Source organism: Pseudonocardia sp. DxW (assembly GCF_058448985.1).
The window spans coordinates 47577-66171 of record NZ_JBZFLK010000026.1 but is presented as its reverse complement, the minus strand read 5'-3'; the positions used below and the strand labels follow the sequence as shown (position 1 = coordinate 66171).

At 74.0% G+C, this 18595-nt stretch carries 15 protein-coding genes; 8 read left to right on the top strand and 7 right to left on the bottom strand.

Going from position 1 to position 18595, the window contains the following annotated elements:
* Positions 1-166 precede the first annotated feature (166 nt).
* Together arc and ACVJO7_RS29340 are read right to left on the bottom strand one after the other, a co-directional pair.
* Positions 167-1987 (bottom strand): proteasome ATPase, encoded by a 1821-nt coding sequence (gene arc, locus ACVJO7_RS29345; protein ID WP_491675610.1) that lies wholly within the window; start codon positions 1985-1987, stop codon positions 167-169.
* 238 nt (positions 1988-2225) lie between these two features.
* The gene (locus ACVJO7_RS29340; RefSeq protein ID WP_344017472.1) at positions 2226-3128 is read right to left on the bottom strand and encodes a tRNA (adenine-N1)-methyltransferase; all 903 of its coding nucleotides are present in this window, start codon (positions 3126-3128) and stop codon (positions 2226-2228) included.
* A gap of 93 nt (positions 3129-3221) precedes the next feature.
* Here ACVJO7_RS29340 and ACVJO7_RS29335 point away from each other — a divergent pair, with 93 nt between their 5' ends.
* Both ACVJO7_RS29335 and ACVJO7_RS29330 read left to right on the top strand, forming a co-directional pair.
* Positions 3222-4115 (top strand): RecB family exonuclease, encoded by an 894-nt coding sequence (locus ACVJO7_RS29335; protein WP_491675609.1) that lies wholly within the window; start codon positions 3222-3224, stop codon positions 4113-4115.
* A 74-nt stretch (positions 4116-4189) separates the two neighbouring features.
* On the top strand, positions 4190-5014 hold the full coding sequence (locus tag ACVJO7_RS29330; RefSeq protein ID WP_491675608.1) for a thioesterase family protein: 825 nt from the start codon (positions 4190-4192) through the stop codon (positions 5012-5014).
* A gap of 47 nt (positions 5015-5061) precedes the next feature.
* Here the strand turns inward: ACVJO7_RS29330 and hisG are convergent, their stop codons facing one another.
* From hisG to metH, 4 genes are all read right to left on the bottom strand, one after another.
* A complete protein-coding gene (gene hisG, locus ACVJO7_RS29325) occupies positions 5062-5955 on the bottom strand; it encodes an ATP phosphoribosyltransferase (RefSeq protein WP_491675607.1) in 894 nt (297 codons plus the stop codon).
* A gap of 59 nt (positions 5956-6014) precedes the next feature.
* Complete coding sequence (locus ACVJO7_RS29320; protein WP_491675613.1) at positions 6015-6278, bottom strand: phosphoribosyl-ATP diphosphatase; 264 nt, start codon at positions 6276-6278, stop codon at positions 6015-6017.
* Between the two features lie 248 nt (positions 6279-6526).
* Complete coding sequence (locus tag ACVJO7_RS29315; RefSeq protein ID WP_491675606.1) at positions 6527-7216, bottom strand: HAD family hydrolase; 690 nt, start codon at positions 7214-7216, stop codon at positions 6527-6529.
* A 4-nt stretch (positions 7217-7220) separates the two neighbouring features.
* Entirely contained in the window at positions 7221-10856 is a 3636-nt protein-coding gene (metH, locus tag ACVJO7_RS29310) for a methionine synthase (protein ID WP_491675605.1), read from the bottom strand.
* A gap of 162 nt (positions 10857-11018) precedes the next feature.
* Between metH and ACVJO7_RS29305 the strand changes: the two genes are divergently transcribed.
* From ACVJO7_RS29305 to ACVJO7_RS29280, 6 genes are all read left to right on the top strand, one after another.
* Positions 11019-11909, top strand: a complete 891-nt coding sequence (locus ACVJO7_RS29305; RefSeq protein WP_344017465.1) for a PAC2 family protein — start codon at positions 11019-11021, stop codon at positions 11907-11909.
* Positions 11906-13027, top strand: a complete 1122-nt coding sequence (locus ACVJO7_RS29300; RefSeq protein WP_491675612.1) for an MFS transporter — start codon at positions 11906-11908, stop codon at positions 13025-13027. The genes ACVJO7_RS29305 and ACVJO7_RS29300 overlap by 4 nt, the downstream gene beginning before the upstream one ends.
* 122 nt (positions 13028-13149) lie before the next feature.
* Positions 13150-13848, top strand: a complete 699-nt coding sequence (locus ACVJO7_RS29295; protein ID WP_491675604.1) for a hypothetical protein — start codon at positions 13150-13152, stop codon at positions 13846-13848.
* A gap of 4 nt (positions 13849-13852) precedes the next feature.
* Positions 13853-15928 carry a sensor histidine kinase gene (locus ACVJO7_RS29290; protein WP_491675603.1) on the top strand — a complete coding sequence of 692 codons (2076 nt, stop codon included), beginning with the start codon at positions 13853-13855 and terminating at the stop codon, positions 15926-15928.
* Positions 15897-16538 (top strand): response regulator, encoded by a 642-nt coding sequence (locus tag ACVJO7_RS29285; protein ID WP_344017462.1) that lies wholly within the window; start codon positions 15897-15899, stop codon positions 16536-16538. The genes ACVJO7_RS29290 and ACVJO7_RS29285 overlap by 32 nt, the downstream gene beginning before the upstream one ends.
* Positions 16539-16614: 76 nt before the next feature.
* On the top strand, positions 16615-17328 hold the full coding sequence (locus ACVJO7_RS29280) for a zinc-binding dehydrogenase (protein WP_491675602.1): 714 nt from the start codon (positions 16615-16617) through the stop codon (positions 17326-17328).
* Between the two features lie 21 nt (positions 17329-17349).
* Here the strand turns inward: ACVJO7_RS29280 and mshC are convergent, their stop codons facing one another.
* On the bottom strand, positions 17350-18591 hold the full coding sequence (mshC, locus tag ACVJO7_RS29275; protein ID WP_491675601.1) for a cysteine--1-D-myo-inosityl 2-amino-2-deoxy-alpha-D-glucopyranoside ligase: 1242 nt from the start codon (positions 18589-18591) through the stop codon (positions 17350-17352).
* Between the last annotated feature and the right edge of the window lie 4 nt (positions 18592-18595).

Sequence of the window (18595 nt, the reverse complement as noted above, 5' to 3'; positions counted from 1 at the left end):
CATGTCTTCGCAAACACGATCATCGCAGGTCAGCGGGCACCTATCGTCATCTCCCCACCGGCAGGCCCGTCGCTACTCGCGGATTCGGGTCTGACAACGCGGACCACACAGACGGACGGGCCCGTCGATCCCGGTGAGGATCGACGGGCCCGTCCGTGTGCGGCGCCTACAGGTACTGGCCGGTGTTCGACGCGGTGTCGATCGCCCGGCCGGTGGCCTCGTTCTTGCCGGTGACCAGGGTGCGGATGTAGACGATCCGCTCGCCCTTCTTGCCCGAGATCCGGGCCCAGTCGTCCGGGTTGGTGGTGTTCGGGAGGTCCTCGTTCTCGGCGAACTCGTCGACGATCGCGTCCAGCAGGTGCTGGACCCGCAGGCCCGGCTGGCCGGACTCGAGCACCGACTTGATCGCGGACTTCTTCGCCCGGTCGACGATGTTCTGGATCATCGCGCCGGAGTTGAAGTCCTTGAAGTAGAGGGTCTCCTTGTCACCGTTGGCGTAGGTGACCTCCAGGAACCGGTTCTCCTCGGACTCGTCGTACATCCGCTCGGTGATCCGCTGGATCATCCCGTCCACGCAGGCCCTGCGGCTGCCGCCGAACTCGGCGACGTCGTCGGCGTGGATGGGCAGCGTCTCGGTGAGGTACTTGGAGAAGATGTCCTTCGCGCCCTCGGCGTCCGGACGCTCGATCTTGATCTTCACGTCGAGCCGGCCCGGCCGCAGGATCGCCGGGTCGATCATGTCCTCCCGGTTCGACGCGCCGATCACGATCACGTTCTCCAGGCCCTCGACGCCGTCGATCTCGGCGAGGAGCTGGGGGACGATGGTCGTCTCGACGTCGGAGGACACACCCGAGCCGCGGGTCCGGAAGATCGAGTCCATCTCGTCGAAGAACACGATCACCGGGGTGCCGGCACTGGCCTTCTCCCTGGCCCGCTGGAAGATCAGCCGGATGTGCCGCTCGGTCTCGCCGACGAACTTGTTGAGCAGCTCCGGGCCCTTGATGTTGAGGAAGAACGCACGCCCCTCGTCCGGGTTGTCGCCGCGCTGCTTGGCGATCTTCTTCGCCAGCGAGTTGGCGACCGCCTTCGCGATCAGCGTCTTCCCGCAGCCGGGCGGGCCGTAGAGCAGCACGCCCTTCGGCGGCCGCAGCTCGTACTCGGTGAACAGCTCGGTGTGCAGGAACGGTAGCTCGACCGCGTCCTGGATCTGCTCGATCTGCCGGGACAGGCCACCGATGTCGGAGTAGGAGATGTCCGGGACCTCCTCCAGCACGAGGTCCTCGACCTCGGCCTTGGCGACCCGCTCGTAGGCGTAGCCCGCCCGCGAGTCGACCATGAGGTGGTCCCCGGCCTTGAGCGGGCTGGTGCCCTCTTCCTGGCCGAGGTCGAACAGCGGCGCGGCGAGCCACACCACCCGCTCCTCGTCGGAGTGGCCGATCACCAGGCCGCGGCCCGCCGAACCGTCGGCACCGGGCTTCGAGACGATCTCGCGCAACGAGTACAGGTCACCGACCTGCTCGAAGCCCATCGCCTCGACCACCGTGAGCGCCTCGTTCAGCCGCAGCGACTGGCCGCTGCGCAGCTCGCTCGCCTCGACCGCAGGCGAGACCGGGACCCGCATCCGGCGACCGGAGGTGAACACGTCCACCGTGTCGTCGTCGTAGCGGGCCAGGAAGACGCCGTAGCCGGACGGTGGCTGGGCCAGCCGGTCGACCTCCTCGCGGAGCGCCACGAGTTGCCCCCGGGCCTCCTTGAGGGTCTCGGTGAGCTTCTCGTTCCGGGCGTTCAGTGCGGAGAGCCTGCTCGTGGTCTCGGCAAGGCGCTGTTCCAGCACTCGGGCGTGCCGGGGGGTCTCGCTCAGCCGCTGGCGCAGCGTTGCGATCTCGTTCTCGAGATGACGGATCTGCTCGGCGGCCTCGGCCGGGCCGAGGTCGCGGCCAGCGTGGAAATCATGCCTGCCGGGACCGTCGTCGTAGGGGTGGTTCACGGCAGCCTCCCTCCGTGTTCCGTTCAACCACGGTACCCGGGCGGGGGTACCGCGGCGGTGCGTCGAACCGGTGATCCGGGCCTCAGCCGGTCGGCACCATGACGTCACTCTGCGGCTTCCCGCTCGTCACCGCCACGTCCACACGGATGGGACTTTGTGAAGTTCTTGTTCCACGCCGGGCGTGCCGCATCGGAGCGGTGCCCCCTGACGGTCTAACCGGCTGCCCCGGACGAAGGTGTCAGCGACCCGTCGGACGGCGCTGCTGACGGGGCGGTGTGACACCGTCCGCGAGCCGGCGCGAGGTCACCAGGAACGCGGTGTGGGCGATCATCCGGTGCTCCGGCCGGACCGCCAGACCGACCACGTGCCACGGCCGGACCATCGCCTCCCACGCCTCCGGCTCGGTCCAGCACTGCATGTCGCGCAAGCGTTCCGTCAGCACGGACAGCTGCGTGGTGGTCGCCACGTAGCCGACCAGGATGCCGCCGGGGACGAGGCTGTCGCGGACCGTGTCGAGCACCTCCCACGGCGAGAGCATGTCCAGCACGACGCGGTCCACCTCGCCCCGGTGCTCACGGATGTCACCCACCGTGAGGTCCCAGTGCGGCGGGCGGTGCCCGAAGAACGTCTCGACGTTCTGCACGGCGTGCGGCGCGTGGTCGTCGCGCACCTCGTAGGAGATCACCCGCCCGGTCGGGCCGACCGCCTGCAGCAGCGAGCAGGTGAGCGCGCCGGACCCGGCGCCGGCCTCCAGCACCCGCGCGCCGGGGAACACGTCACCCCACATCAGGATCTGCGCGGAGTCCTTCGGGTAGATCACCTGGGCGCCGCGCGGCATCGACAGCACGTAGTCGGCCAGTCGCGGCCGCAGCGCCAGGTACGGGGTGTTCGCCGCGGAGTGGACCAGGCTGCCCTCGGGGGCGCCGATCAGGTCGTCGTGCGCGATCTGGCCGCGGTGCGTGTGGTACGCGCCGCCCTCCTCCAGCACCAGCGTGTAGTGCCTGCCCTTGGGGTCGGTGAGCTGGACCCGGTCGCCCGCGACGAACGGGCCGCCCCGGCGGCGGGGCTGGGACTCGGCCTGGGACTCGGGCCCGGCGGAGGGGGTGCTGGGGGCGGTGGCGGTCGGAACGGGGTCGGGCACGGGCGACGACGCTATCCACGCCGGGCCGCCGCCCCGGAGCCGGGGTCGGCCCGGGCCGCCGGAACCGTCGGTGGGCCGGGTTAGCCTGCGCCGGTGACCGTCCCGCCGCCCGCTCCCCCGCCGCCGGATGGCGCGGGCCCGGGCAGCACCGCCTCGGGGCTAGGCAGCACCTCCACCTCCAGTCCCACCTTCAGCACCGGCCCCGGCCCGACCGTCACCGCCCGTCGCCCGCCGGCGCTCTCGCCGTCCCGCGCGGCGGACTTCCGCCGCTGCCCGCTGCTGTACCGGTTCCGTGCGGTGGACCGGCTGCCCGAGCCGCCGTCCCGGGCGCAGGTGCGTGGCACGCTGGTGCACGCGGTGCTGGAGGCGCTGTTCGCCCGGCCCGCCGCGCAGCGCACCCCGGGCGTCGCGCGGGAGCTGCTCGGCCCCTGCTGGGACGAGCTGGCCGCGGCCTGGCCGGAGACGGCCACCCTGTTCGAGGAGCCGCAGGAGCAGGCGCGGTGGCTGGACTCGGCGGCCGCGCTGCTGGACGCCTACTTCACCCTGGAGGATCCGGCGGCGGTCCCGGTCACCGCGGTCGAGAACCGGATCGAGACCGAGCTGGCAGGCCCCGGCGGGCCGGTCCCGCTGCGCGGCATCCTCGACCGGCTCGACGAGGGACCGGACGGTTCGCTGCGGGTGATCGACTACAAGACCGGCTCGACGCCCGGCGACGGCTTCGAGGGTGCCGTGCTGTTCCAGCTGAAGTTCTACGCGCTCGCGGTGCTGCTGGCCCGCGGCCGGATGCCGGACGAGCTGCGGATGCTGTACCTGGCCGACCGCACCGTGCTGACCTACCGGCCCGACGAGGCCGAGCTGCACCGGTTCGGCCGGCTGCTCGACGCCCTGTGGACGGCCATCGGGCGGGCCGCACCCGGTGGGGACTTCCGGCCGAACCGGGGACCGGCCTGCCGGACCTGCGACCACCGGGAACGCTGCCCGGCCTGAGGCGGGGTCCCGCCGCCCTACCCGGGCTGGCCCGGCGACGCGGCGGCGCCGACCGGCGAGGCATGATCAGCGTCGTGGACGCCTTCTACCGCCGGACCGACGACCCGCCCGGCCCGACCGGCCCGACCGGAGCCGGCGCCGGGGCCGGGTTCGATGCCACGCGGTCGACCACCGGCCCCTGGTTCGCCGACGCCCAGCACATGGGCCCGCCGTCGGCGCTGCTCACCCGGGCCATGCGCCGGCTGCCGGCCCGCGACGACGCACCCCGCCGGATCGCCCGGGTCACCGTCGAGGTGCTCGGCACGGTGCCCGCCGGGCCGGTCACGGTGACCGCTCAGGTGGAGCGGCCCGGGCGCACCATCGAGCTGCTGTCGGCGACGATGCAGGCCGGCGACCGGGACGTCCTGCGCGCCAGGGCGTGGCGGCTCGCGGCGGGCGACACCGCCGCCGTCGAGCAGGGCGCCGTCGAGCCGATGCCCGGTCCGGACACCGGCTCGATCGGGCTGGACCGGCCGGACGGCTGGCTGCCCGGCTTCCTGGACGCCGTCGAGTGGTCGTGGCTGGACGGCAGCCGGCTCGGCGATCCCGGCCCGGGCCGCGGCTGGGTCCGGATGCGGGTGCCGCTGGTCGACGGCGAGCAGCCGGACCCGCTGGAGCGGCTGATGGTCGCCGCGGACTGCGCGAACGGCTTCGCGGCCCCGCTGGACGTGCGCGAGTGGCTGTTCGTCAACACCGAGCTGACCGTGCACCTGCACCGCGCCCCGGCCGGCGAGTGGATCGGCGTCGACGCGGCGACCGTCGTCGGGCCGGACGGGCTGGGCACCTGCTCGGCGACCCTGTTCGACGGGCGCGGCCAGGTGGGCCGGATCGCGCAGGCGCTCACCGTCCGGGCGCGCTGAGCCGCCCGGCGGCCGGGCGGCCCGGCGCGGCCCGGCCGTCCGGCGGCTCAGCCGTGGCCGTGCCCGTTCACCGACATCGCGCGGCAGCTGCGGATCTCCGAGGTCAGGATCGCGGTGGCGCCGATCCGGGCGAGCGTGTCCATCACCCGGTTGGTGTCCTTCGCCGGGACCATGGTGCGGACCGCGACCCAGCCGGCCTTGCGCAGCGGGGACACGGTCGGAGCCTGCAGCCCGGGCGCGACCTTCTCCACGTCGGGCAGGAGCGACTCGGGGCAGTCGAAGTCCATCATCAGGTACTCGCGGGCCAGCACGACGCCCTGCAGCCGGTCGGCGAACACCCGCTTGACCGCGGTGGTCTCGCTGTTCTCGACCCGGTCCGGGCGCTTCTCGCGCTCGATCAGGGTGGCCTGCGACGTCGCGATCGGCTCCCCGATGACCTGCAGCCCGTGCTGGCGCAGCGTCCGGCCGGACGAGACGACGTCGGCGATCGCATCGGCCAGGCCGAGCTGGATGGAGATCTCGACGGCACCGTCGAGCTTCACGATCTCGGCGCCGATCCGCTTGCCGGACAGGAACGAGCGGACCAGCCGCGGGTACGACGTGGCGATCTTGCGCCCGTCCAGGTCCTCCAGCTTCCAGTCGCTGTCGGCCGGTCCGGCGAACTGGAAGCGGGAGCGGCCGAAGCCCAGGGCGAGCAACTCCTGGGTCTGACTGCCGGACTCCTCCATCAGGTCGAACCCGGTGACGCCCAGGTGCAGGTCGCCCTTGCCGACGTAGGTCGCGATGTCCTTGGGCCGCAGGTAGAAGAACTCGATCTCGTTCTCCTCGTCGACCACGCTGAGGTCACGCGAGTCGGTCCGCTGGCGGTAGCCGGCCTCGCGCATCATCGTGGCGGCGGGCTCGGCCAGGGTGCCCTTGTTCGGCAGTGCCACGCGGAGCATGACGCTCTCCTGAGAATCGTCGGTGCGGGAAGTGCTGGTGGTGCCGGGCCCTCGTGGCGCTACAGATGCTTGTAGACGTCCTCGAGGGTGAGCCCGCGCTGGATCATGATCACTTGCAGTCGGTACAGGAGCTGTGAGATCTCCTCGGCGAGCTCGGCGTCGCCCTGGTACTCGGCGGCGAGCCACACCTCGCCCGCCTCTTCGAGCACCTTCTTGCCCTGGGCGTGTACCCCGGCGTCCAGCGCCGCGACGGTGCCCGACCCGGACGGCCGCTCCCGGGCTCTGGTCTGCAGCTCGGCGAACAGCTCGTCGAATGTCTTCACGTGCATCGACCCCTTTCCGCACCAGTGTGAAGGGTGCGTCCGGCGGTACCGGCGGGTACCCGGGTTCCGGAGCCATGCGGGCAACGCACGGCGCCGGGTGGTTCACCCGGTGTGACCAACCGGCGCAGGACGGGCCGTTCGTCGACGGAAGCGAACCGCTCGCGAGCCGCCCGGGCGGGTTCGGCGCACCACCCCGGCCGTCCCGGACGGGGCCCCCGGCGGCGCCGTGGCCACCGGAGGCCGTGCGGTCAGGTCCGGGCGCGGACCTCGCGCAGGATCGCGCCGAGCTCGGCGGGGGTCACCCCGGCGAGGGTGCTGCGCTGCACCCGCCGATCGCCGGGCGGCACGTCCAGCTCGCACGGCACCACCAGCACCGCGCAGCCGGCCCGCTCGGCGGAGAGCGCGCCGGTCGGCGAGTCCTCCACCGCGACGCAGTCCGCCGAGTCGAGGCCGAGCAGCTCGGCGCCGCGCAGGTAGGGCTCCGGCCCCGGCTTGGGCGCGGCCACCTCGTCGCCCGGGACGATCGCGGTGAAGTGCTCCCGGCCGAGGGTGTCCAGCGCGCGGGTCACCAGCACCCGGATGGTGTTGGTGACCAGCGCGGCCGGGATGCCCTCGGCGCGCAGCGCGACCAGCAGCTCGCGGGCACCCGGCCGCCACGGCACGCCGTGCGCGAACAGCTCCCCGGCCCGGTCGTAGAGCCACTCCCCGGTCTCCCGGTACTCGTCGGGCGGCACCGTGTCCGGGTCCCGCCCGGCCTCGCGGAAGCAGATCCGCAGCGACGAGTCCAGCGACCCACCGACCGACTCCCGCCGGGCCTCGACCGGCAGCGGATCGGACCCGAGGTGCTTCATGAGGTCGTTGAGCGCGACCTCCCACACCTTCTCGGAGTCGATCAGCGTGCCGTCCATGTCGAGCAGGACACCCCTGAGCTCAGGCATCGGGTCAGGCATCCGGGTTGTACCCCAGGTTCGGCCGGAGCCACTTCTCGACCTCGACGACGTCCATGCCGAGCCGCTGCGCGTAGTCGGTGATCTGGTCCTTGCCGACCCGCCCGACGGTGAAGTATCGGGAGCCCGGGTTCTGGAAGATCATCCCGCTGACCGCGGCCGCCGGCGTCATCGCGTAGGACTCGGTCAGCCCGATCCCCAGCTCCTCGGCGCCCAGCAGGTCGAACAGCGGCCGCTTCTGGGTGTGGTCCGGGCAGGCCGGGTACCCGAAGGCGGGGCGGATGCCGCGGAACTTCTCCGCGAGCAGCTCCTCGACCGGCTGGTCGGCGTCGGGCTCGAACCACTCGCGCCGCGCCTGCCGGTGCGCGTACTCGGCGAACGCCTCGGCGAGCCGGTCGGCGAGCGCCTTCACCATGATCGACTTGTAGTCGTCGAGGGCTTCCTCGAACTCCTTCGCCATCACCTCGGCGCCCTGGATGGACACCGCGAACGCACCCAGGTGGTCGCCCTCGGGCGCGACGAAGTCGGACAGGCAGCGGTTCGCCCGGCCCAGCGGCTTCTTCGTCTGCTGGCGCAACATCGGGATGCGCACCGCACCGGAGTCCGGGTGGATGACGACGTCGTCGCCCTCGGCGTGCGCCGGCCAGAAGCCGTAGACGCCCTTCGCGGTGAACCGGTCGTTGGCGACGATGTCGTCGAGCATCGCGTTGGCGTCGTCGTAGAGCTCCCGGGCGACCGGCTCGTCCAGGATCTGCGGGAACTTGCCCTTCATCTCCCAGGCCAGGAACAGGAACTGCCAGTCGATCAGCTCGCGCAGCTCGGCGATCGACGGGGCGCACTCCCGGGTGCCGGTGAACGCCGGCACCGGCAGCTCGTCGAAGGCGACCTTCTCCGGGTTGGCGCGGGCCTCCTCGATGCCGAGCAGCGGCTTCTGCTCGCGCCCGGCGTGCTGCTCGCGCAGCCGCTCCTGGTCCTCGGTATTGGTCCTCGACAGCACCTCGGACCGGTCGTCGTCGAGCAGGTCGGAGACCACGCCGACGACCCGGGACGCGTCGAGCACGTGCAGCACGTCGCCGTCGTAGGCGGGCGCGATCTTCACCGCGGTGTGCTGCTTGGAGGTGGTCGCGCCGCCGATCAGCAGCGGCAGCTTCAGCCCGCGCCGCTCCATCTCCGCGGCCACGCCGACCATCTCGTCCAGCGACGGGGTGATCAGCCCGGACAGCCCGACGACGTCGGCGCCCTCGGCCACCGCGGTGTCCAGGATCGTCTGGGCGGGGACCATGACGCCGAGGTCGATCACCTCGTAGCTGTTGCAGCCCAGCACCACGCCGACGATGTTCTTGCCGATGTCGTGCACGTCGCCCTTGACCGTGGCCATGACGACCTTGCCGTTGCCGCGGTCGGACTGGACCTCGCCGCGGGCCCTGGCCTCCTCCTTCTCCTTCTCCATGAAGGGCTCCAGGTAGGCGACCGCGCGCTTCATCACCCGCGCGCTCTTGACGACCTGCGGCAGGAACATCTTGCCGTCGCCGAACAGGTCGCCGACGATCTTCATGCCGTCCATCAGCGGGCCCTCGATGACGTCGAGCGGCCGGGCGGCCTGCGCGCGGGCCTCCTCGGTGTCCTCCTCGACGTAGTCGACGATGCCGTGCACCAGCGCGTGCGAGATCCGGTCGCGGACGTCGTTCTCCCGCCAGGTCAGGTCGACCTTGCGCTGGGTGCCCTCGCCCTTGAACCGGTCGGCCGACTCGACCAGCCGGTCGGTGGCGTCCGGCCTGCGGTTGAACAGGACGTCCTCGACCATCTCCAGCAGGTCGGCCGGGATGTCCTGGTAGACGGCGAGCTGGCCGGCGTTGACGATGCCCATGTCCAGGCCGGCCTTGATGGCGTGGAACAGGAACGCGGAGTCCATCGCCTCTCGGACGACGCTGTTGCCGCGGAAGGCGAACGACAGGTTCGACACGCCGCCGGAGATGTGCGCCCCCGGGCAGCGCTCCTTGATCCGCGGCAGCGCCTCGATGAAGTTGCGCGCGTAGTCGTTGTGCTCCTCCATGCCGGTGGCGACGGCGAGGATGTTCGGGTCGAAGATGATGTCCTCGGGCGGGAACCCGGCCTGCTCGACCAGCAGGTCGTAGGCACGCCCGCAGATCTCGACCTTGCGGTCGGCGGTGTCGGCCTGGCCGGTCTCGTCGAACGCCATCACCACGACGCCCGCACCGAACGAGCGGACGATCCTGGCCTGCTCCAGGAACGGCTCCTCGCCCTCCTTGAGGCTGATCGAGTTGACCACGCCCTTGCCCTGCACGCACCGCAGGCCGGCCTCGATCACCCGCCACCGGGAGCTGTCGATCATGATCGGCAGCCGGGCGATCTCCGGCTCGGTGGCCAGCAGGTTCAGGAAGGTCGTCATCTCCTCGTCGGACTCGAGGAGGTCGGCGTCCATGTTGACGTCCAACATGTTCGCGCCGCCGCGGACCATGTCCAGCGCCACGTCCAGCGCGCCGTTGTAGTCCTTGGACTCGATCAGCCTGCGGAACCGCTTGGAGCCGGTGACGTTGGTCCGCTCACCGATCATCACGAAGCCGGTGTCCGGGCCGATCTCGAAGCGCTCCAGGCCGGAGAACCGGGTGCTCGTCGGCGCCTCGACCGGGACCCGCGGGGGCAGGTCCTTGACCGCCTCGGCGATCGCCCGGATGTGGTCGTGCCCGGTGCCGCAGCAGCCGCCGACGATGTTGACCAGGCCGGCCTCGCCGAACTCGCGCAGCAGCGCGGCGGTCTGGTCCGGCGTCTCGTCGTAGCCGCCGAACGCGTTCGGCAGCCCGGCGTTCGGGTAGGTCGCGATGAAGGTGTCGGCGATCTCGGACAGCGCCGCGGCGTGCGGGCGCATCTCGTCCGCACCCAGCGCGCAGTTCAGGCCGACGACCAGCGGCTCGGCGTGCCGCACCGAGGTCCAGAACGCGTCCACCGTCTGCCCGGACAGCGTCCGGCCGGAGCGGTCGACGATCGTCACCGAGATCCACACCGGCAGGTGCGGCGCGGTGTCGCGGGCGGCCTGCAGCGCCGCCTTGGAGTTCAGCGTGTCGAAGATGGTCTCGATCAGCAGGATGTCCACGCCGCCCGCGTCCAGTGCGGCGATCTGCGCGGCGTAGGAGTCGTAGACCTGCTGGTAGCTGACGGCGCGGTAGGCCGGGTCCTCCACCTTCGGCGACAGCGACAGGGTGACGTTGAGCGGCCCGATCGACCCGGCCACCCACTTCGGCTCGCCGGTGGCCGCCTCGGCCTCGTCGGCGGCCTGCCGGGCCAGCCGCGCGGCCTCGGTGTTCATCCGGCCGGCTTGGTCCTCCAGCGCGTAGTCGGCCTGGCCGATCGTGGTCGCGGTGAAGGTGTTGGTGGTGGTCAGGTCCGCGCCGGACTCGAAGTACCGGCGGTGCACGTCGAGGATGACGTCCGGACGGGTCAGGTTCAGCAGGTCCGGGTCGCCGTTGGTGTCCTTGGGGTGGCCGTCCAGGAAGTCCGCCGTGTAGTCCTCGGGGGACAGCCCCAGCCCCTGGATGACGGTGCCCCACGCGCCGTCGATGACCCCGATCCGCCGGCCCAGCAGCTCCCTGAGCTGTTGGGTCTTCCGCTCCACCCGTTGGACCCGTTCAGGGTCCGGTTGAGCTGCCGTGTTCTCGCCGCCCGAAGAGTTGCTCACCGAGTGATCCGCTCCCGTCGTAGATGACACGATCAGTCAGGCTACCCGCCGGCCGGGTCTCACCCGGGTTCTGAGCGTCCGGGGTCGTAGGCTGGTCCGATGACCGACCGAGAGCCGAGCACCACGGGTGGCGGAGAGACCCCCGACCTGGTCGAGCCGGTCCTCATCGCCGCGTTCGAGGGCTGGAACGACGCCGGGGAGGCCGCGAGCACCGCTCTGGAGCACCTGGAGCTCAGCTGGGATGCCGAGCCGCTGACCTCGATCGATCCCGAGGAGTACTACGACTTCCAGGTCACGCGGCCGCACGTGAAGCTGGCCGGCGGGGTGACCCGGCGGATCGAGTGGCAGACCACCCGGCTGTCCTGGGCGACGCTGCCCGGCACCGGACGGCACGTCGTGCTGGTCAACGGGATCGAGCCCAACCTGCGCTGGCGCTCGTTCTGTGCCGAGCTGATCGGTCAGGCCGAACGGCTGGGAGTGACGAAGGTCATCACACTGGGCGCGCTGCTCACCGAGGTCCCGCACACCCGCCCCACCCCGGTGAACGGGACGTCCTGGGACGCGGAGTCGCTCGCCGAGATGGGCACCGAGCCGTCGAACTACGAGGGCCCGACCGGCATCGTCGCGGTGTTCCAGCAGGCCTGCGTGCAGGCCGGGATCCCGGCCGTCTCGTACTGGGCCGAGGTGCCGCACTACGTCTCCCAGGCCCAGGTGCCGAAGGCGGCGGTGGCGCTGCTGCACCGGATCGAGGAGGCACTCGACGTCGAGGTGCCGCTCGGCTCGCTCCCGGAGAAGGCCGAGGAGTGGGAGCGGACGGTCTCCGAGATGGCCGACGCCGACGACGAGGTCCGCGAGTACGTCCGCCAGCTCGAGGAGCAGGCCAACGAGTCGGACGAGGAGGAGGCGCGGACCGAGATGCGGGAGACCTCCGGCGACGCGATCGCCGCCGACTTCGAACGCTACCTGCGCCGCCGCGGCCCGAACTCCTGATCCGCCGGGTCGCGCTGTTCGCGGGCGCCTTCCTGGGCCCGTTCGGCGGTGGCCTGACCGCGGCGATCCTGCCGGAGCTGGGTGCCGAGTTCGGTGTCCCGACGGCGGCCGCGTCGGCGTCCATCACCGCCTACCTGCTGCCGTTCGCCGCCGCGCTGCTCGTCTCCGGCACGCTCGGCGAGCGGTGGGGCCGGTCCCGGACCGTGGTCGCCGGGTACGCGCTGTACGTCGTCGCCTCGCTGGCCTGCATGCTCGCGGCGACCTGGACGGTGTTCCTGGCCGCCCGGGCGTTGCAGGGCGTCGCGAACGCCTTCACCACGCCGCTGCTGCTGGCCGCGCTGGCCGGGACGGTGGAGCCCGACCGGCTCGGCCGGGCGCTGGGCTGGTTCAGCTCGCTGCAGGCCGCAGGCCAGACGTTCGCCCCGCTGGTCGGCGGCCTGGCCGCGGAGGTCGACTGGCGGCTGGCGTTCGGCGGCGCCGCCGCGGTCGCGCTGCCGCTCGGGCTGGTCGGGCTCCCCGGCGGCGCGGCTCCGGGGCCGTCACCGGCCGGGCGGCCGCGGCTTCGCTCGGTGTGGACCGGCCCGATCCTGCGGCTCGGGCTGGCCGCCGGGCTGGGCTGGGGGCTGCTGGCCGGACTGAACTTCCTGCTCGCGCTGCGCCTGGAGGAGGTCTTCGGGCTCGGCTCGGGCGCCCGCGGGCTGGTGCTGACCGCGCTCGGTGTCGCCGGGATCCTGTCCGCGCGGGCGGTCGGCGGCGCGATCGACCGGATCGGCGCGCGCCGGTGCGTCGCGCTCGGCGCCGTCGGCGGGGCGCTGACGGTCGCCGGGATCGGCACGGCCCCGGTGCTCGCCGCGGTCGTGGCCTGCTGGGCGCTGGCCGGGGTGTGCGGCCAGTTCGTCCTGGTCGGGGTGAACACGCTCGCGCTCGGCCCGGGCGGGGCGAACGGCGGCGGGGCGGTGTCGGTCGTGCAGGCGGGCCGGTTCGCCGGGACGGCGGCGTCGCCGATGGTCATCACCCCGCTGCACCACGCCGATCCGCTGGCCGCCTTCCTGGTGCCGGCCGGGCTGCTGGCGTCGGCGGTGCCCGCGGTGCTGGCCGTGGACCGGCGCCGGGCCTGAACCGGGCGGCGGCCGGTCCCGGGTGCGTCCCGGTCGGCCGGGACGGACCGGCCCTGCCGGCCGGGACACCGGCGGCGGCACCGTGGTTCCCGACCGACATCCCGTCCGGAGAGGATCCCGCCGTGCACGCCGTCCCGCCACCCCTCCCCCGCACCGCACCCACCCGGCTCGTCGCCGGCCCGCCCGGCACCGGCTGGGCCTGGTGCGGCGCCGCCGCCGGGCTCGCCGGCGCGGCCGGTCTGCTCGGCACCGCGGGCATCTACACCCAGGACGCCTGGGACGCCGGCGACAGCAGCCGGATGGCCGCGTCGGTGGCCGAGCACAGCAGCATCGTCTGGGCGCACCAGGCGCTGTCCGCGCTGGTCGTCACGCTGCTTATGGTGTTCGCCGCCGGCCTGTACCGGCATCTCGCGCTGCGCGAGCCGCCCGGCGGCCTGGTGCCCGCGGTGGCCGCGGGCGGGGTGGCGCTGACCGCCGTCGCGGTGTTCCTCGGCGCCGGGCTGGACACCGAGCTGTGGTGGTCGGTCGGCGACGGCGCGATCGCCGATCCGGACACCGTCGGCTCGATGGTGGTCCACTACGGGGCTGTGCCGTGGCTGTGGGGCGGTCTCGGCCTCAGCGCCGCCGCCGTCGCCCGCGCCGGGTTCGCCCGGCGTTCGGTGGGCCGCGGGCTCGCGGTCGCCGGCGCGGTCGCCGCCGTGCTGCTGCTCGCCACCCAGCTGGCGCCGGTGCAGTACATCGCGCTGCTGCCCGGTGCGCTGTGGTTGATCGTGTCCGGGCCGCTGCTCGCCCGCAGCGCGGCCCGCGCGGCGGCAGACTGAGCCGGTGACCTCCCGTTCCGGTGCCGCGGGCGCCGTCCTGCTGGTGTGCGCCGTCGCCGCGGCGCTCGCCCTGGACACCGGCGAACCGCTGACCCAGCTCTGGGTGCTGCCGTTCGTCGCGGCCTGCGCGGTGACCGGCGGGCTGGTGCTCGAGCACCGCCCCGGGCACCGGGTCGGCCTGCTCCTGCTCGGCTCCGCGGCCTGCTTCGCACTGCCCGAGGCCGCCGGGCGGCTGGCCCTGCGGCTGCCGGAGGGCTCGGTCGCTGCGGCCGCGCTCGGCTGGCCGCAGACCTGGCTGTGGGTGCCGGCGAACCTGATGCTGGTGCTGGTGCCGCTGGTGTTCCCGGACGGGACGGTGCCCCGCCGGGGCCGGCCCGCCGTGCTCGGGCTGGCCGCACTGGCCGTGCCGGCCGCGCTGCTCGCCGCGGTGCGTCCCGGCCCGGACACCCAGCTCGGCGTCGGGACCCGGCCCAACCCGCTCGGCGTCCCGGCGCTGGCCGGCCTCGCCGAACCGGTGACGACGCTGTTCACCCTGGCCTGCGGGCTGGTGATGGTGGCCGGGGTGGTGCTGCTCGTCGTCCGGTTCGGCCGGGCCGCCCCGGGCAGCACCGACCGGCGCAGGCTCGCCTGGCCGGTCTGGGCGCTCGGGATGGCGGCGCTGGTCGTGCTCGCCCGGCTCGTCGCCGGACTCACCGACGACGAGCCGGGGCCGTGGCCGTCGGCGGTGCCGTTCTGGGAGCTGCTCGGCTCCACCGCGGCGCTGCTGGTGCCGGTGTCCATCGGGATCGCGGTGGCCCGGCACCGGCTGCTCGACATCGAGCTGGTGATCGGCCGGACCGTGGTGCTGGTCGTGCTGTCCGGCAGCGTCGTCGGCATCTACCTGGGCGCCGTCGCGCTCGGCGGGCGGATGCTGGAACCGCTGCTCGGCAGCCGCGGGGACCTGCCGGCGGCGCTGCTCGGCGTCGCGGTGGCGGCGGTGCTGTTCGCACCGCTGCGCAGCCGGTTGCAGCGCCGGGTCGACCGGTTCCTCTACGGCGAGCGCGGCGACCCCTACGCGGTGCTCGCCGGCCTCGGCCACCGGCTGGAGGCGGTCGCCGATCCGTCGTCGCTGCCCGGGATCGCCGGCACCGTCCGGGACGCGCTGCAGCTGTCGTCGGTGCGGATCGAGGTCGACGGGGGCGCCGGGCGCCCGATCCGCGCCGCCGCCGCCGGGCCGGATCCGGCGCCCGCCGGCGAGGAGATCGTCGAGCTGACCGCGGGTGCCGAGCACGTCGGGCGGCTGGTGCTGGGGCCGCGGCCCGGCGAGCGGAGCCTGTCGGCGCGCGACCGCCGGTTGCTGCGCGACCTGTCCGGGCCGATCGCGAGCACCGTCCGCGCCGTGCGGGCGACCGACCGGGCCCGGCTGCTCGCCGAGGACCTGCAGCGGTCCCGGGAGCACCTGGTGCGGGCCCGCGAGGAGGAGCGCAGGCGGATGCGGCGCGACCTGCACGACGGCCTCGGCCCGACGCTGGCCGGGCTGGTCATGCGGGCCGACGCGGCCCGGGAGACCGGCGGCGGGCCGGACGAGCTCACCGAGATCGCGGTGCAGGCCAGGACCGCGCTCGACGACGTCCGGCGGCTCGTCGACGGTCTGCGGCCGCCCGCGCTGGACACGCTCGGGCTCGCCGGGACGGTCCGGGCCCAGCTGCAGGGCAGGCCGCGCGGCGTGCCCGCCGCCGAGCTCGACCTGCCGGCGCCGCTGCCGCAGCTGCCGGCCGCCGCCGAGGTGGCGGCGCTGCGGATCGTCACCGAGGCCGTCGCCAACGCCGACCGGCACGCCCGGGCCACCCGGATCGGGGTGGCGCTGCGGATGTGCGGCGACGACCTGCACGTCACGGTCACCGACGACGGGATCGGCCCGCCGGACGGGCCCGGGACCGGCGTCGGGCTGCGGTCGATGGCCGAGCGGGCCGCGGAGCTGGGCGGCCGCGCTACGGTCGGCCCGGCCGACGGCGGCGGGACCCGGGTGCACGCCGTGCTCCCGGCCGGGAACGGAGCGGGAGGTGCGGATGGACCGGATCCGGACGCTGATCGTCGATGACCATGCCCCGTTCCGGGCCGGGCTGCGGACACTGCTCGGCACCGCCGCCGACGTCGAGGTGTGCGGCGAGGCCGGGACCGGCGAGGAGGCGCTCGCCGCGGTCGTCGCGCACCATCCGGACGTCGTGCTGCTCGACCTGACCATGCCCGGGATGGGCGGGATCACCGCGACCGAGCGGATCGTCACCGCCAGCCCGCACGCCCGGGTGCTGGTGCTCAGCATGTCCGGCGACGACGACTCGGTGCTGGCCGCGCTGCGCGCAGGCGCCCGCGGCTACCTGCTCAAGGGCGCGGCCCGGGCGGAGATCCTGCGGGCGGTGCGCACCGTCGCCGGCGGCGAGGCGATCCTCGGCCCGTCCGTGGCCGGGCGGCTGCCCGCGCTGCTGGCCCCGGCGGCCCCGGCGCCGCTGCCGTTCCCGCAGCTCAGCGCCCGGGAGCGGGAGGTGCTGACCGGGCTCGCCGCCGGTCTGACCAACCCGCGGATCGCGGGCCGGCTGGGGTTGAGCGAGAAGACCGTCCGCAACCTGGTGTCGTCGGTGCTCGCGAAGCTCGGCGTGGCCGACCGGGCCGACGCCGCCGACCGGGCCCGGGCGGCCGGGCTCGGGCCGTGAACCGCGCCACCACGCCCTGGACCTGAAGCGGGGTTCAGGGAGAACGCTCGGTCCCGGGACGCGGGAGGAGCGGGCGATGGACGGGGAACCGGGCCGGGGCGAGGTGACGGTGTGCGTGGCGGCGTGCGTGGCGGTGCCCGGGCCGGTGGACGCTGCGGCGGGCACCGGGTCCGGGCGGCACGGGCCGGGCCGCACGGTGGCCGGGACGGTCACCGCGCTCGGCCCCGGCGTGCCGGCGTGCCTGCGCGGGCGGCCGGTGCTGACCCGGGCCGAGGACGGCGTGGCGGACCGGAGGCTCGTCGTCCCGGCCGACGACGTCGTCGTCCTGCCCGGGCGGCCCGGCCCGGAGCCCGCCGCCGGCCTCGCCGACGACGCCGGGACCGCGCTGCGGGCGCTGGCGCTGACCCCGGTCCGGGCCGGGCAGGACGTCCTGGTGCTGCCCGCCGCGACCGGGTCGGGCGCGCTGCTCGTGCGGCTGCTGACCGACGCCGGCGCGCGGGTCGTCGGCGTCGTCCGCGGGGCACGGGCGGCACGGTCGGCGCTCGGTCTCGGGGCGGTGCACGCCGTCGACCACGGCCGCCGGGGATGGGTCGCCGGGGTGTACGCGCTGCTCCCGGCCGGGCCGGCGGCGGTGTTCGACGGGGCGGGCGGCACCGTCGGCCGGGCCGCCGCCTGGCTGGTCACCGACGGCGGCCGCTACACCTCCTTCGGCACCGCCCTCGGTCCGGCACCGGACTTCGGGCCGTGCGAGCCGCGGGCCCGCCGGATCACCGTCGCGACGACCACGTGACCGCGGGACGCCCCGGGGAGCTCAGAGGCGGACGCCCAGCAGCGCGTCCAGCGCGGTCCGGACGGTCCCGGGGGCGGCCCGGTCCGTCCCGCGGCGGGTGAGCGCCTCCTCGGCCCAGGCGTCGACCGCGGCGAGCGCGCCGGGGGTGTCCAGGTCGTCGGCGAGGTGGGTGCGCAGCTTCGTCACCAGCTCGGCGGCGTCCGGCCCGGCGTCGAGCCGGACGGCCTCCCGCCAGCGGGCGACCCGCCGCTCCCCGAGCGCGTGCACCTCGTCGGTCCAGGAGCGGTCGGTGCGATAGTGGCCGGCAAGCAGCGCGACCCGGATGACGTTCGGGTCGACCCCGGAGTTGCGCAGCTTGGACACGAAGACCAGGTTGCCCTTGGACTTCGACATCTTCTCGCCGTCCAGCCCGATCATGCCGGTGTGCGTGTAGTGCCGGGCGAACGGATGCTGCCCGGTGATCGACTCGGTGTGCAGGGCGCCGCACTCGTGGTGCGGGAAGATCAGGTCCGAGCCGCCGCCGTTGAGGTCGATCTGCGGGCCGAGCCGGTTCAGCCCGATCGCCGCGCACTCCACGTGCCAGCCGGGGCGGCCGCGGCCGAGATCGGTGGACGGCCAGGACGGCTCGCCGGGGCGCTCCATCCGCCAGAGCAGCGGATCGAGCGGGTTCCGCTTGCCGGGCCGGTCCGGGTCGCCGCCGCGCTCGCGGGAGAAGCGCAGCATGGTCTCCTGGTCGTAGTTCGACTCGTAGCCGAACCGGCCGGTGGCGGACACGTCGTGGTAGACGTCCGGGTACTCCGGGTCGTCGATCCGGTAGGCGGCGCCGGACGCGAGCAGCTTCGCGACCAGCTCGGCGATCTCCGGGATGGCCTCGACCGCGCCGACGAACTGGCGCGGCGGGAGCACCCGCAGCGCCTCCATGTCCTCGCGGAACAGCGCCGTCTCGCGCAGCCCGAGGACGACCCAGTCGTCCTGGTCGCGCTCGGCCCGCTCGAGCAGCGGCTCGTCGATGTCGGTGACGTTCTGGACGTAGTGCACGTCGTGCCCGAGATCGCGCCACAGCCGGTGCACCAGGTCGAACGCCAGGTAGGTGGCGGCGTGCCCGAGGTGGGTGGCGTCGTAGGGGGTGATCCCGCAGACGTACATCGTGGCGACCGCGCCGGGTGCGGTCGGCCGGACCCGCCCGGTCGCGGTGTCGTGCAGCCGCAGCGGCGGACCGCTGCCCTCCAGTGCCGGGACGTCGGTCGGGGCCCAGGTGTCCATACGG

What these genes read in the sequence shown, in the direction of transcription:
- ACVJO7_RS29315 (WP_491675606.1), bottom strand. Translation starts at nt 7,216, where the DNA reads ATGCCTGAGCTCAGGGGTGTCCTGCTCGACATGGACGGCACGCTGATC.
- ACVJO7_RS29280 (WP_491675602.1), top strand. Translation starts at nt 16,615, where the DNA reads ATGGACGGGGAACCGGGCCGGGGCGAGGTGACGGTGTGCGTGGCGGCG.
- ACVJO7_RS29305 (WP_344017465.1), top strand. Translation starts at nt 11,019, where the DNA reads ATGACCGACCGAGAGCCGAGCACCACGGGTGGCGGAGAGACCCCCGAC.
- ACVJO7_RS29285 (WP_344017462.1), top strand. Translation starts at nt 15,897, where the DNA reads ATGGACCGGATCCGGACGCTGATCGTCGATGACCATGCCCCGTTCCGG.
- mshC (WP_491675601.1), bottom strand. Translation starts at nt 18,591, where the DNA reads ATGGACACCTGGGCCCCGACCGACGTCCCGGCACTGGAGGGCAGCGGT.
- hisG (WP_491675607.1), bottom strand. Translation starts at nt 5,955, where the DNA reads ATGCTCCGCGTGGCACTGCCGAACAAGGGCACCCTGGCCGAGCCCGCC.